Origin of the sequence: Gluconacetobacter diazotrophicus PA1 5 (assembly GCF_000067045.1) — a bacterium.
GTDB classification, from domain to species: domain Bacteria; phylum Pseudomonadota; class Alphaproteobacteria; order Acetobacterales; family Acetobacteraceae; genus Gluconacetobacter; species Gluconacetobacter diazotrophicus.
Genome location: NC_010125.1, coordinates 1,271,485 through 1,285,544 on the forward strand (window position 1 = coordinate 1,271,485; position 14,060 = coordinate 1,285,544).

Here is a 14,060-nt window from a genome sequence, read left to right on the forward strand (position 1 = left end):
ATTGTTGCGATATCGCCACAATGTATGAATCGCTTCTCGCGCTATCGGCGATTCTCCTGCTGATGGACTGCGTCATTGGGGGGCGTACCGCCTGTGGCCGAAGAGCAACAGTGACGCGGATTGATACCCTGCGGTCGCGGTTCTGATATGCGCCTGGGCTGGTACTGGCGGCGGATCGGCACCTCGGCCCGCCCCCGGGGGACGCCTGGCGGACGGGGGCGGCCTTCGCATCCGATGCCCGGATATTTGGCGTTTCGCGGGCAATTCAGAGGCATCGGCGCGCCGTCGCCGTCCCGCGTGGCCGCCCGCGCGCGAAGGGCCTCCGTGGCAAAAAAATCGGGGCCGTCTCCGGGGGATCGGACCGCCGGGCCGCGGTTGATTCATGTCAAGGCGACGATAGGGTTCCCATGATCTTTGCGGATAACACGATGTTGTTCGTCGCGAAAAAACGAAAGGTTCGCACACGATGAAACTGACCCGTACCCTTGCCTTCTCGATGGTTGCCGGCATGGCGGCGCTGGCGCCCGGTGCGGGACGCGCCCAGACCGCGACGCCGTCGGCCTATGTCAGCGCGCCCGTGGTGGCCCCCGTCATGGCGCCCCCGCCGTCGCATGGCGGCCATTGCGGCATCTTCGAAACCTGCGCCAGCACCAAGATCGGTCTGGGCAAGGGCGACTTCCTGATCCGCCTGTCCGCGCTGGGCGTCCTGCCTGAAGACCGCGACAGCAAGGTGTGGGCCGGCGGTGCGGTGCTGCCCGGGGCGCGGGCCAAGACCACGCGCCAGGTCATGCCGGAACTGACGTTCGAATACTTCTTCACCGACCACATCTCGGCCGACCTGATCGCCGCCAGCACCCGGCATGAAGTCGCGGTCGAAGGCAGCGCCCTGGGCCACATCGATGCCGGCAGCGCCTGGGTTCTGCCGCCCACCATCACGATCGCCTACCATTTCCGTCCGCACAAGCGGTTCAACCCGTATGTGGGCGTCGGCGCCACGCTGGCGTTTTTCCACAACGAGTCGCCGGCCGGTGGCCTGGTGAAGAAGCTGAATGTCGGCACGACCGGTGGCCCGTCATTCAATGTCGGCTTCGATTACCAGCTCGTGGGCAACTGGTTCTTCAACTTCGACGTGAAGCAGATGTTCATGCGCATGCATGCCTGGGCGAACGATGGTGGCGGCGTCGATGGCGTTCCGCGCATCAAGGTGCATGACTCGCTGGACCCGACGGTGGTAGGCGCCGGTATCGAATACCGGTTCTGATCCCGTGGGGATGCCCTCTTCCGACCTGCTGATCCGGTACGGGGGCAACCTGCCGCGTTACACCAGCTACCCGACCGCGGCACAGTTCGATGCCTCGGTCGGGGCGGATGACAGCGAGGCGTGGCTGCGCGCCATGGCGCCGGGCACCCCGCTTTCGCTGTATCTTCATGTTCCCTTCTGCGATGCGCTGTGCCTGTTCTGCGGGTGCAACACGTCTGTGATGCGCGACCCGGCCGGCCGTACGGCCTATGGCGCGCTGCTGATGGACGAACTGCGCAGGGTGGCCGGGCGCCTCGGCCCCGACCATCCGGTCCGCCACGTGCAGTGGGGCGGCGGCACGCCGACGACCCTGCCGCCCGAGACCATGCGGGCCGCGATGCAGACGATCCGCCGGCTCTTCACCATCGAGCGCGACGCGGAAATCGCGATCGAACTCGACCCCCGCCATATGCCCGACGCCTATCCCGACCTGCTGCGCACGCTGGGATTCAACCGCGTCAGCCTGGGCGTCCAGGACCTGGACCCCGCCGTGCAGACGGCCTGCGGCCGAATCCAGAGCCGTGCCCAGACCGAGGACTGCGTCCGCCGCGTGCGCGCGGCCGGGATCGCCTCGGTCAATGTCGATCTGATCTATGGCCTGCCGTACCAGACGGTGGACGGCGCGGGCGAAACCGCGGCGACCGTCGCCGCCGCGCTGCGGCCCGACCGGCTGGCGGTGTTCGGCTACGCCCATGTGCCCTGGAAGCAGAAGCGCCAGGCGCTGCTGCCCGAAAGCGTGCTGCCCGGCCCCGCCGAACGGCTGGCGCAACGTGCGCGGATCGATGCGGTCCTGCGTGCCGCCGGGTATCGCGCGATCGGGCTGGACCATTATGCCCGGCCCGGCGACGCGCTGACCCTCGCCGCCGAAGGCGGCACCATGCGCCGCAATTTCCAGGGTTATACCGTCGATCCGGCCCCGGTCCTGATCGGGATCGGCGCCTCGGCGATTTCCTCCTATCCCCAGGGCATGACCCAGAACGCCCTGACCGCCGCCGCCTACGCGCGGCTGATGGGCCAGGGCACCGACACCCTGCCGGTGGTGCGGGGGGTGCGCCGCACCGATGACGACCGGCTGCGCGGGGCGGTGATCGAACGGCTGATGTGCGACCTGCGGGTCGATCCGGCGGCGATCGGCGCCCATCATGGCGTGCCCGCGACCTGGTTCGCCGATGCCATGCCCGGCCTGCACCAGGCGGCGGCGGACGGGATCGTGACGCTGGACGGCGCGATGATCCGCATGACCGACGCGGGACGGCCCTTCCTGCGCAACATCGCCGCCCTGTTCGACGCGCATCGCGCCCCCCCGGGTGCCGCCCGCCATGCCGGCGCCCTGTAGGACGCGGCTTCAGGGCTTCCGCCGCGGGTGGGCCGAAATTCTTGAAAATCCATGCCGGATGGCGCACTACCTGCGGTTCCCGCTCATCAGTCCCCTTGTCGGACAGAGCATTTTTCGCGGACGGACCCCATGACAGTGCATGACGTGGCCTTGCGTGATGCGGCCTTGCATAACGGGACCTCGGCGCGGGCCGGAATTGCCGCGTCGCTTCGCACGGCGCAGCATGGGACGCGGCCCTTCGCCCACTGGATTCTGGCCGATGTCCTGCCGCCACCCGTCCAGGCGGCCCTGCTGGCCTGGGACCCCGGGGCCGAGACGCATGGCGGCGATACCGGCGGCCGGCGCGAGGCCCGCAACGGCCGGCGCGTCTTCGTGACCCCGGCCAACCGGCGGCAGCAGCCCGGCCTGGACATGCTGGCCGACATGTTCGACGCCCCGTCGACCCGCGCCGCGATCACGGCGTGCTGCGGTGCGCACCTGGCCGGAACGGCGCTGCGGCTGGAGCTGTGCCTGGACACGGACGGGTTCTGGCTGGAGTCGCATACCGATATCGGGGCGAAGAAGCTGACCCTGCTGGTCTCGCTGTCCACCGATGCGGGGGCGGCCGACTGGGGGACCGACCTGATGACGGCGGACGGGCGCGCCGTGGGGCGCGCCAGCGGCGCGTTCAATTCCGGCCTGCTGTTCGTGCCGGGCACCGACACGTGGCATGGCTTCGTCCGGCGGCCGATCCACGGCCTGCGCCGGTCGCTGATCGTGAATTTCGTCGGCCCCGAATGGCGCGCCACCGAAGAGCTGGCCTGCGGGCCGGCCGCCTGACCGGCGCCGGGTCCCTGCGTCTGGCTGGTGGGCCCGGCTCCCGCTTTGCGTTCGGGGCCTGTCGGTTCTAGTGTCCCCGATCGAAATTCTTCATGAGGAAAGCATCCAAGACTTTCCACCCATGCCGTGACCCCCTCATGGCGCAGCAGGACGAGACGAAAGAGGCATGACCGAACACGCCCGCGAGACGATGGAATTCGATATTGTTATTGTCGGCGGCGGTCCGTCCGGTCTGGCCGCGGCGATCCGGCTGCGCCAGCTGGTCCCCGACGCCACGGTCTGCCTGATCGAGAAGGGCAGTGAAATCGGCGCCCATATCCTGTCGGGCGCGGTGATCGAACCCCGCGCGCTGGACGAGCTGCTGCCCGACTGGCGCGAGACCGGCGCCCCGCTGCACACCCCCGTGTCCGAGGAAGCGATGCTCTTCCTGACGGAAAAGCGCGGCTATGCGGTGCCGATGCTGGACCGGCTGATGCCGCACATGCGCAATCACGGCAACTACATCGTCAGCCTGGGCGACGTCTGCCGCTGGCTGGCCGCGCGGGCCGAGGAACTGGGCGTCGAGATCTATCCCGGTTTCGCCGGCGCCGAGCTGCTGGTCGAGGACGGGCGCGTGGTGGGCGTCGCGACCGGCGACATGGGCGTGGGCCGCGACGGCCAGCCCGGCGCGAACTTCGCCCCCGGCATGGAACTGCGCGCCCGCTACACCCTGTTCGCCGAAGGCTGCCGCGGGTCGCTGACCAAACGGCTGATGGCGACCTACGACCTGCGCAAGGGCGTGGACCCCCAGACCTACGGCCTGGGCATCAAGGAATTGTGGGAAATCCCCAAGGAACGGCACCGCCCCGGCCTGGTGCAGCATTCCTTCGGCTGGCCGCTGGACGACCGCACCTATGGCGGCGCCTGGATGTATCATTTCGGCGAGAACCTGGTGTCCTACGGCTTCGTCGTCGGGCTGGACTACGCCAATACCTGGCTGTCGCCGTTCGACGAGATGCAGCGGCTGAAGCTGCATCCGTCCTTCCGGCCGTATTTCGAGGGGGGACGGCGCATCGCCTATGGCGCCCGCGCCCTGTCCGAAGGCGGCATCCAGTCCCTGCCGCGCCTGACCTTCCCCGGTGGCGCGCTGATCGGCGACACGGCGGGCTTCCTGAACGTGCCGAAGATCAAGGGCACCCATACGGCCATGAAATCCGGCATGCTGGCGGCCGAGGCGGTGGCCGAGGCCATGCAGGCCGGCACGGCCGAACCCACGTCCTACATGCGCCGGGTGCGCGCGTCGTGGCTGTGGGAGGAACTGCGCGGCGTGCGCAATATCCGCCCCGCCTTCGCGCGGTTCGGGATGAAGGGCGGGGCGCTCTATTCCGGGATCGACGCCATGCTGCTGCGCGGTCGTGCGCCCTGGACCCTGCATCACCGCCATGCGGATAACGAGGACCTGCTGGCCGCCGGCAAGTCCGCGCCCATCGCCTATCCCAAGCCGGACGGCAAGGTCACGTTCGACCGGCTGTCGTCGGTCTTCCTGTCCGCCACGAATCACGAGGAAGACCAGCCGGTCCACCTGAAGCTGCGCAATCCCGCGATCTGGAAGACCGTGAACTGGGACGTGTTCCGCGCGCCCGAAAGCCGCTACTGCCCGGCCGGGGTGTATGAAGTCGTGGATGCGGACACCGATCCGCGCCTGCAGATCAACGCGCAGAACTGCGTCCATTGCAAGACGTGCGATATCAAGGACCCCACCCAGAACATCGACTGGGTCACGCCCGAAGGCGCGGGCGGCCCGAATTACCCCGGCGGGATGTGATTTCCCCGCGAAATACGGTATGGGGGGCGTCCTGAACGGGCGCCCCGTTCCCCGTAGACAGACAGGCGAAGATGTCCATGAAGGTTCTTGTTCCCGTAAAGCGCGTCATCGATTTCAACATCAAGCCGCGTGTGAAGGCGGACGGCACGGGTGTCGAGACGGCCGGCGTGAAGATGTCGATGAATCCGTTCGACGAAATCGCGGTCGAGGAAGCGGTGCGCCTGAAGGAAAAGGGCGTTGCGACCGAGATCGTGGCGGTGTCGATCGGTGTGCAGCAATCCCAGGACACGCTGCGCACCGCGCTGGCCATGGGCGCCGACCGCGCCATCCTGGTCCTGACCGACGTGGCGGTGGAGCCGCTGGGCGTCGCCAAGGTCCTGAAGGCGCTGGTGGCGAAGGAAAGCCCCGACCTGGTGATCCTGGGCAAGCAGGCGATCGACGACGACATGAACGCGACCGGCCAGATGCTGGCCGGGCTGCTGGGCTGGGCGCAGGGCACCTTCGCCAGCAGGATCGAGATCGCGGACGGCCGCGCGGCGGTCACGCGCGAAATCGACGGCGGGCTGGAAACCGTGTCGCTGGCGCTGCCGGCCATCGTCACCGCCGACCTGCGCCTGAACGAGCCGCGCTATGCCTCGCTGCCCAACATCATGAAGGCCCGCAAGAAGCCGCTGGAAACGCTGGCCCCCGCCGACCTGGGGGTGGATGTGACGCCGCGCCTGACCATCGTCTCGGTGGCCGAACCCCCGGCGCGCAAGGCCGGCGTCAAGGTCGCGTCCGCCGAGGATCTGGTGGCGCGTCTGCGCAATGAAGCGAAGGTGATCTGATCATGACCGTACTCGTTTTCCTGGACCATGAGTCCGGCACGATCCGCCAGGCTTCGCGTTCCGCGGTGACGGCGGCCCTGGAACTGGGCAAGTCGGCGGGGGACGTCCATGCCCTGGTGACGGGTGACGCGGCGGTGGCGGACGCGGCGGCGAAAATTCCCGGTATCGCCAAGGTTTTGCGCGCCGCCGGGGCCGCCGTGGCCCACGAACTGGCCGAACCGCTGGCCGCGCTGATCGCCGACCTCGCCCCGTCCTACAGCCACATCGTCGCGGCGGCGGGTGCGACCGGCAAGAACGTGCTGCCGCGCGCGGCGGCCCTGCTGGACGTGCAGCCGATTCCCGACGTGGTGTCGATCATCGATGCCGAGACCTTCGTGCGCCCGATCTATGCGGGCAGCGCCCTGGCGACGGTGAAGTCGGCCGACGCGTACAAGGTGGTGACGGTGCGCGCCTCGTCCTTCGACCCCGCGCCGGCCGAGGGCGGCAGCGCCGTGGTGGAACAGGTCACGGTGCCGGACGGGTCCGCCCTGTCGGAATTCGTGTCGATCGAACTGTCGAAATCCGAACGCCCGGAACTGGAATCCGCACGGGTCATCGTCTCCGGCGGGCGCGGCCTGCAGAACCAGGAGAATTTCAAGCTCCTCGACCCGCTGGCCGATCGGCTGGGGGCTGCGATCGGCGCCTCGCGCGCGGCGGTGGATGCGGGCTTCGTGCCCAACGACTACCAGGTGGGGCAGACCGGCAAGATCGTGGCGCCGGACCTGTATATCGCCATCGGCATCTCGGGCGCGATCCAGCATCTGGCCGGCATGAAGGACAGCAAGGTCATCGTGGCGATCAACAAGGACCCCGAGGCCCCGATCTTCCAGGTCGCGGATTACGGGCTGGTCGCGGATCTGTTCGAGGTGCTGCCGCAGCTTGAGGCCGCGCTGGGTTAAGACCCTTACTCTCCCAGCCGTGCCCGCGCCCGGCTGACGACGGTTTCGTACTCCTCGGGGCTCAGATGCCCCTCATGCAGCATCGCGCTGGCCCGGGCCAGCGCGTCGCGCGCATGCGCCGCGTCCGGGATCGGATACCGCCGTCCCGGCAGCGCGAAATCCTCGTCCGGCAGGTCCGCGCGTTCTTCCTCGGTCAGCCTGGCCATCGTCCTGTCTCCTGCCTGTGTGTCGCCGCGTCCGGCGGCCGGTCACGCGCGGGCGGATCGGTCGGCCAGATCGTCGGTGATCTGCTGTTCCTCGTCCAGTTCGTCCAGTTCGGCCAGCGCGCTCTTGGCGGTGCGGGCCGGCAGTTCCGTGGCTAGGCCCGGCGCGACCCGCCCGGGTTTCAGCCGACCGACGACGGAAAAGGCGGTCAGGACCGCCCAGGTGCCGAAGACGACGCAGCCCAGCACCTGGCCGACCTGCACCCCGCACGGCCCGAACCGCATGCCGATCCACACGAACGGAATGGTGCCCAGCGTGGCCCGACCCCAGTTGAACAGGGTCGAATAGAGCGGAAAGCCCAGATTGTTGAAGGCGGTATTGGCCACGAACAGCATGCCGATGAAGACATAGCCGCCGATGGTCCAGGTGCAGAACAGGCGGATCAGCGCCGCCGTGGTGCCCTGCGCGGCGAAGGCCTCGACCACCAGATCCTGCGCCGGCAGCAGGATCATCCAGGTGATGGCCACGCAGGCCGCCACCAGCTTCAGCGACGCGACCAGCGCCTCGCGCACCCGGTCCAGGTGCCCGGCGCCCAGGTTCTGCGACATGATCGGCCCGACCGAACCCGTCAGGGCGAAGACGAAGGCGAAGGCCACCGGGACGATCCGGTCGATGGTCGCCTGGCCGGCCACGGCGGCCAGGCCGAAATTGGCCATCGCATTGGTGATGAACAATCCGCCGATCGGGGTGGCCAGGTTGGTCAGGATCGCGGGGGTCGCCACCCCGCCGACCAGTCGGGCGTCCGGCAGGATATGCCGCCCGGACGGATAGCCCAGCAGCCCGTGGCGGCGCACGGCATGCAGCCCCAGCAGGGAGACCAGCCCCCGTGACAGGATGGTGCTGATCGCCGCCCCCTCCAGCCCCAGATGCAGGACGAAGATCAGCAGCGGGTCCAGCAGGGCGGACGCCAGCGCCCCGATCAGCGTGACGTTCATCGATCGCCTGGCGTCGCCCACCGCGCGCAGCAGGCTGGAACAGCCCATTCCGACCGCGATCAGCGACAAAGCGGGGGATACGATGCGGATATAGCCGTCAGCCTGCGCGGCCGCGCGCCCCGTCGCGCCGAACAGGTGCAGGATCGGGGCCGAGAACAGTGCCGTGGCCAGCCCCAGCGCCGCCGTGGTGACGATCATGACCAGCAGGAAGGACGAGGCGATGCGGCGGGCCAGGTCGTGACGCCCCGCGCCGATCTGCCGCGCGGTCACGGCCCCCAGTCCGATCGACATGCCGATCGACACCGCGATCTGGACATAGCCGACCGCGCCGGTGAAGCCGATGGCCGCCGTCAGCGCCGGATCGTTCAGGCGCGAGATATAGAACAGGTTCAGCAGGTCGACCGCGAAGACGGCCATCAGGCCGATGGCCCCCGTTCCGGCCATGACCACCACGTGGCGCAGGATGCTGCCGGAACAGAAGCGGGCCGGCCGGGCGCTCATCGTGCGGTATCCTTGGTCGATCCGGTCATCCCGCCGATGATAGCCTCTTTCCCGGCGCGCGGAACCCCGATCGCGCGCGCCGCGGCCTTAATAAACGATCTGCTCCAGCCCCCCCAGGAAGATGCGGATCCAGCGGCGGATATTCGCCTCGATCTCGGCCGGCGTCGCGGGATCGCGGCAATGGAACAGTTCCGCCAGGATCAGCTTGCCCACCGTCATGCTGAACAGGCCGTGGCCCAGATCCTCGACATCGTCGATCATGTAGGTGCCGGCGGCCTGCTGGCGCCGCAGCCAGGCCTCGACCTGGTTGCAGTTTCCACTGATCTCGATGTCCTGCATGATCTTGCGGATTTCCGCCGAATCGCGGATTTCGCCGACGATGGCGCGGATCAGGCACATCCGGTCGGCCTGTAGCGCGTTGGCGGCGATGGAGGTCAGGATCTGCACCAGTTCCTCTTCGGGCGGCAGGTCGCGGCAGGGACAGACCGAGGCATGCTTCATGTCGAACAGCCGTTCGCTGATCAGGGTCCTGAACAGGTCGTGCTTCGACGGAAACATCTGGTAGATCGTCTTTTTCGACATGCCGGACTGTTGCGCCAGCTTGTCCATCGACGCGGACTGATAGCCGTGATCGTCCAGCACCTGGCACGCGGCATTCAGGATCATCTCCCGCCGTTCGCCTTCCTCCAGCACCGGGGGGCGGCCGGGACAGCGCTTTTCGGGGCCCTGGGCCACTGCCTCGTCGGGACAGGGGCGCACAAGGTCCGAAATGTCAGCCCCGGGTGCGGGCATCATGAAATCTCCTTCACGGCATCGGAATGACAGCCATTGACCGGATTTTAGAAACGAAATAGTTTCCAATCAAGAAAACCATACAGTTTCCATATGCCGGTCTTGCATGGGTCGGTTTCGCGGGCCGGATTCCCCCCGTGATTCATCCTCGTTCGACCCGGCGTACCACGCTTTCACACCACGCTTTCTGCAGGGTTGAACCACGCATGACGCCCCCTCGTCCTTATCGTGCCGTCCTTCTGGCCGCCTGTGCGTCCCTGGCGCTGGCCGGATGCAACCGCAAGGCCGCGCCCCTCGCCCCGCCGCCGCAGAGGGTCGAGGTCCTGACCCTGCGCGCGGCGCCGGTCGGCGTCACCACCGACCTGCCCGGACGCACCGAAGCGGTCGAAATCGCCCAGGTCCGCCCGCAGGTCGCGGGCGTGATCCAGAAGCGCCTGTTCGTCGAAGGCTCGGACGTCACGGCCGGGCAGCAGCTGTACCAGATCGATCCGTCCGCCTATCAGGCGACCTACGACATGGCGAAGGCGCAATGGCTGCACGCCAAGGCCGCGCGGGTGACGGCACAGGCGCGGCTGGACCGCTACGGCCCGCTGGCGCAGGCCCACGCCGTCAGCCGGCAGGATTACGATGACGCCCTGGCGGCGGCGCGCGAGGCCGATGCCGACATCGCCCAGGGCCGTGCCAACATGGACCGCGCGGCGGTCGACCTGGGCTATACCCGCGTGCTGTCGCCGATTTCCGGGCGCATCGGCCGATCGCTGATGACGGTGGGTGCCCTAGCGGTCGTGGGCCAGTCCAGCAGCCTGTCGGTCGTCACCCGGCTGGACCCGATCTATGTCGACGTGAACCTGGCGGCGACGCGGCTTCTGGAACTGCGGCGCGAACTGGCCCAGGGACGGCTGAGCCGCGCGGGCGACAATGCCGCCACCGTCAGCCTGACGCTGGAGGACGGCAGCCGCTATGAAACGCAGGGCCGCCTCGAATTCTCCGAGGTGAACGTGGACGAGACGACGGGCACCGTGGTGGTCCGCGCCATCTTCCCCAACGCCGCCCATATGCTGCTGCCGGGCATGTACGTGCATGCCGAACTGCAGGAAGGCGTCGATCCCAAGGCCCTGCGCGTGCCGCAGGTGGCGGTGGTGCGCACCCCGCACGGTGACCCCATGGTCATGGTCGTGGGCGCGGACAGCAAGGTGGCGACGCGCATGATCACGACCGGGGCCGCCGTCGGCACAGACTGGATCGTGACCGACGGGCTGAAGCCCGGCGATCGGGTAGTGGTCAGCGGCCTGCAGAAGATCCACCCCGGCGATACCGTCGCACCCACCGAGGTCGCGCAGGGCGGTGCTCCGCAGGATCAGGGCAAGGCGGGGTAACGATCCATGTCGCGCTTCTTCATCGACCGGCCCGTCTTCGCATGGGTCATCGGCCTGGTGATCATGCTGGTGGGGGCCGTCGCCGTCTTCCGCCTGCCGATCGCGCAATATCCCTCGATCGCGCCGCCGCAGATCGCCATCACCGTCACCTATCCGGGTGCGTCGGCCGAAACGGTGAACAACACCGTCGTGCGGCCCATCCTGCAGCAGATGTACGGCCTCGATCACCTGGAGTACGTGTCGGCGCAGTCCTATGCCAGCGGCCAGATGGAAATCGACCTGACCTTTGCGCAGGGGACCGACCCCGACATTGCGCAGGTGCAGGTGCAGAACAAGCTGCAGCTGGCCCAGCCGCGCCTGCCGACCGAAGTCACGGCCCAGGGCCTGACGGTGACCAAGGCCGTCAAGAACTTCATGCTGGTGCTGGCCTTCATTTCCACCGACGGAAGCATGTCGGGCTTCGATATCGCCGATTACGTGGCGTCGAACGTCTCCGACCCGCTCAGCCGCGTGTCGGGGGTGGGCGACCACACGCTGTTCGGCGCCGAATACGCCATGCGCATCTGGCTGGACCCGGGCAAGCTGTACAAGTACGGCCTGACGATCAGCGACGTGCAGGCCGCGATCCAGGACCAGAACATCCAGGTCTCGTCGGGCGAGATCGGCGGCCTGCCGGCCCGGCAGGGCGCGCGGCTGGACGCCACCATCGTCGGCCCGACACGCCTGACCTCGCCCCAGGAATTCGGCAATATCCTGCTGCGCGTGGCCCAGGGCGGCTCGCAGGTGCGCATCCGCGACGTGGCCCGGGTCGAGCTGGGACCGCAGAGCTATAACATCAGCTCGTTCTACAACAACAAGCCCACGGTCGGCATGGCACTGAAGCTGGCGCCCGGGGCGAACCAGTTGACGACGGAAACGGCGGTGCGCGCCCAGGTGGACGAACTGCAGAAATTCTTCCCGCCGGGGCTGAAGGTCGTCTACCCGCTGGATACCGAGCCCTTCATCGTGCTGTCGATCAAGGAAGTCGTCATCACGCTGATGGAAGCGATCGGCCTGGTCTTCCTGGTCATGCTGGTGTTCCTGCAGAACTTCCGCGCCACGCTGATTCCCACCATCGCGGTGCCGGTCGTGCTGCTGGGCACGTTCGGCATCCTGGCGGCACTGGGCTTTTCCATCAACACGCTGACCATGCTGGCCATGGTCCTGGCGGTGGGCCTGCTGGTCGACGACGCCATCGTGGTGGTGGAAAACGTCGAACGCGTGATGGCGGAGAAGAACCTCTCGCCCAAGGACGCCGCCCGCGTCTCGATGGACGAGATCTCGGGCGCGCTGGTCGGCATCGTGCTGGTGCTGACGTCGGTGTTCCTGCCGATGGCGGCCTTCGGGGGATCGACCGGCGTGATCTACCGCCAGTTCTCGGTCACCATCGTCGCGGCGATGTGGCTGTCGGTCCTGGTGGCGATGATCATCACGCCGGCGCTGTGCGGCACGATGCTCAAGCCCGGCACGCATGAAAAGACGCGCGGGCCGGCCGGATGGTTCAACCGCACCTTCGCCCGCGCCAATACGGGCTATCAGTCCGGGGTGCGCTGGATGCTGAAGCGCGCGCCCCTGTCGCTGGTGCTGTACGTGCTGGTGACCGGCCTGGTCCTGTTCCTGTTCACCCGGATTCCCGGCGGCTTCCTGCCGGACGAGGACCAGGGCCTGATCTTCGGCCAGGTGACCATGCCCCCGGGCGCCACCCAGGAACAGACGGCCGCCGTCAACCGCAAGATCACCGACTATATCCTCAAGAGCGAGTCCGCCAACGTCGTGTCGGTCTTCTCGATGAACGGCTTCAATTTCGCCGGCCAGGGCCAGAACGCGGGCGCGTTCTTCGTCCGGCTGAAGGATTGGGACGACCGGCCCGGCGCCGCGCGTAACTCCTCGGCGGTGGCGATGCGGGTGATGATGCATTTCTGGGGCGATCCCGAAGCCCAGATCTTCGCCATCAATCCGCCGGCGGTCCTGGAACTGGGCAACGCCACCGGCTTCGATCTGGAACTGGAGGATCGCGGTCATCTGGGTCATGACAAGCTGCTGGCCGCGCGCAACCAGATCCTGATGGCGGCGATGAAGGACCCGCGCCTGCAGGCGGTGCGTCCCAACGGCCTGGAGGATGCGCCGCAATACCGGCTGGACATCGACCGCGAGAAGGCGAACGCGCTGGGCGTGACCAATGCCGAGATCAACACGACGATCGAAGGCGCGCTGGGGTCGATCTACGTCAACCAGTTCATGCGCGACGACCGCGTGAAGCAGGTCTACATCCAGGGCGAGCCCGATGCCCGCATGCTGCCCAGCGACCTGAACAAATGGTACCTGCGCAACGTGACCAACGGGCTGGTGCCTTTCAACGCCATCGCATCGGGCAAATGGATCGTCGGCCCGCAGAAGGTCGAGGATTATAACGGCCTGAACGCGTTCGAAATCCTGGGCCAGCCCGCGGCCGGCTACAGCACCGGGACCGCGATCACCGCGATCCAGGAGGCCCTGGCCAAGCTGCCGCCCGGGATCGGCTATGAATGGACCGGCCTGTCGTACGAACAGATGGCCTCGGGGTCGTCCACCGGGCCGCTCTATGCACTGGCCGGCACGGTGATCCTGCTCTGCCTGGCGGCGCTGTATGAAAGCTGGGCCATTCCGCTGGCCGTGCTGCTGGTCATTCCGCTGGGCGTGCTGGGTGCGCTGGGGGCGACGCTGTGGCGCGGACTGGCCAACGACGTCTATTTCCAGGTCGGCCTGCTGACCACGGTGGGGCTGGCGGTGAAGAACGCGATCCTGATCGTGGAATTCGCCAAGGCCTTCTTCGAATCCGGCGACGACCTGCTGGATTCCGTGGTCAAGGCGGGGCGCGAGCGCCTGCGGCCGATCCTGATGACCTCGATCGCCTTCGTCTGCGGCGTGTTTCCGCTGGCGATCGCGACCGGCGCCGGGTCGGGGGCGCGTGTCGCCATCGGCACCGCCGTGGTGGGCGGCATGCTGTCCGCCACCCTGCTGGCCATCTATTTCGTGCCGCTGTTCTTCGTGCTGGTGCTGCGGCTGTTCCGGGTCAAGCGGGTGAAGGACCGTCCGGACCCCTACGCGCACCTGTCCCGTCCCGCCGGGCCGTCCGGTCAGGAGAGTTGA

11 protein-coding genes are annotated in these 14,060 nt (G+C 67.8%); 8 read left to right on the forward strand and 3 right to left on the reverse strand.

Annotated elements, in window-relative coordinates:
* The first annotated feature begins 466 nt into the window (after positions 1 to 466).
* From GDI_RS06050 to GDI_RS06075, 6 genes are all read left to right on the forward strand, one after another.
* On the forward strand, positions 467 to 1,261 hold the full coding sequence (locus tag GDI_RS06050) for an OmpW/AlkL family protein (protein ID WP_012224459.1): 795 nt from the start codon (positions 467 to 469) through the stop codon (positions 1,259 to 1,261).
* A 4-nt stretch (positions 1,262 to 1,265) separates the two neighbouring features.
* Positions 1,266 to 2,636 (forward strand): oxygen-independent coproporphyrinogen III oxidase, encoded by a 1,371-nt coding sequence (gene hemN, locus GDI_RS06055; RefSeq protein ID WP_390614166.1) that lies wholly within the window; start codon positions 1,266 to 1,268, stop codon positions 2,634 to 2,636.
* Positions 2,637 to 2,765: 129 nt separating this feature from the next.
* Positions 2,766 to 3,455 (forward strand): 2OG-Fe(II) oxygenase family protein, encoded by a 690-nt coding sequence (locus GDI_RS06060; RefSeq protein ID WP_012224463.1) that lies wholly within the window; start codon positions 2,766 to 2,768, stop codon positions 3,453 to 3,455.
* Positions 3,456 to 3,621: 166 nt separating this feature from the next.
* On the forward strand, positions 3,622 to 5,259 hold the full coding sequence (locus GDI_RS06065) for an electron transfer flavoprotein-ubiquinone oxidoreductase (protein ID WP_012224466.1): 1,638 nt from the start codon (positions 3,622 to 3,624) through the stop codon (positions 5,257 to 5,259).
* Between the two features lie 77 nt (positions 5,260 to 5,336).
* Positions 5,337 to 6,086 carry an electron transfer flavoprotein subunit beta/FixA family protein gene (locus GDI_RS06070; protein ID WP_012224467.1) on the forward strand — a complete coding sequence of 250 codons (750 nt, stop codon included), beginning with the start codon at positions 5,337 to 5,339 and terminating at the stop codon, positions 6,084 to 6,086.
* Between the two features lie 2 nt (positions 6,087 to 6,088).
* Positions 6,089 to 7,024 (forward strand): electron transfer flavoprotein subunit alpha/FixB family protein, encoded by a 936-nt coding sequence (locus tag GDI_RS06075; RefSeq protein ID WP_012224476.1) that lies wholly within the window; start codon positions 6,089 to 6,091, stop codon positions 7,022 to 7,024.
* Between the two features lie 5 nt (positions 7,025 to 7,029).
* Here the strand turns inward: GDI_RS06075 and GDI_RS06080 are convergent, their stop codons facing one another.
* The 3 genes from GDI_RS06080 to GDI_RS06090 all read right to left on the reverse strand — a co-directional run bounded on the left by GDI_RS06080 (position 7,030) and on the right by GDI_RS06090 (position 9,519).
* A complete protein-coding gene (locus tag GDI_RS06080; protein WP_012224477.1) occupies positions 7,030 to 7,230 on the reverse strand; it encodes a hypothetical protein in 201 nt (66 codons plus the stop codon).
* Between the two features lie 42 nt (positions 7,231 to 7,272).
* The gene (locus GDI_RS06085) at positions 7,273 to 8,724 is read right to left on the reverse strand and encodes an MATE family efflux transporter (protein WP_012224479.1); all 1,452 of its coding nucleotides are present in this window, start codon (positions 8,722 to 8,724) and stop codon (positions 7,273 to 7,275) included.
* Between the two features lie 87 nt (positions 8,725 to 8,811).
* Positions 8,812 to 9,519, reverse strand: coding sequence for a TetR/AcrR family transcriptional regulator (locus GDI_RS06090; protein ID WP_231854229.1), 708 nt, complete (start codon positions 9,517 to 9,519; stop codon positions 8,812 to 8,814).
* 77 nt (positions 9,520 to 9,596) lie between these two features.
* Here GDI_RS06090 and GDI_RS06095 point away from each other — a divergent pair, with 77 nt between their 5' ends.
* Both GDI_RS06095 and GDI_RS06100 read left to right on the forward strand, forming a co-directional pair.
* Entirely contained in the window at positions 9,597 to 10,892 is a 1,296-nt protein-coding gene (locus tag GDI_RS06095) for an efflux RND transporter periplasmic adaptor subunit (RefSeq protein WP_081434721.1), read from the forward strand.
* 6 nt (positions 10,893 to 10,898) lie between these two features.
* The gene (locus tag GDI_RS06100; protein ID WP_012224497.1) at positions 10,899 to 14,060 is read left to right on the forward strand and encodes an efflux RND transporter permease subunit; all 3,162 of its coding nucleotides are present in this window, start codon (positions 10,899 to 10,901) and stop codon (positions 14,058 to 14,060) included.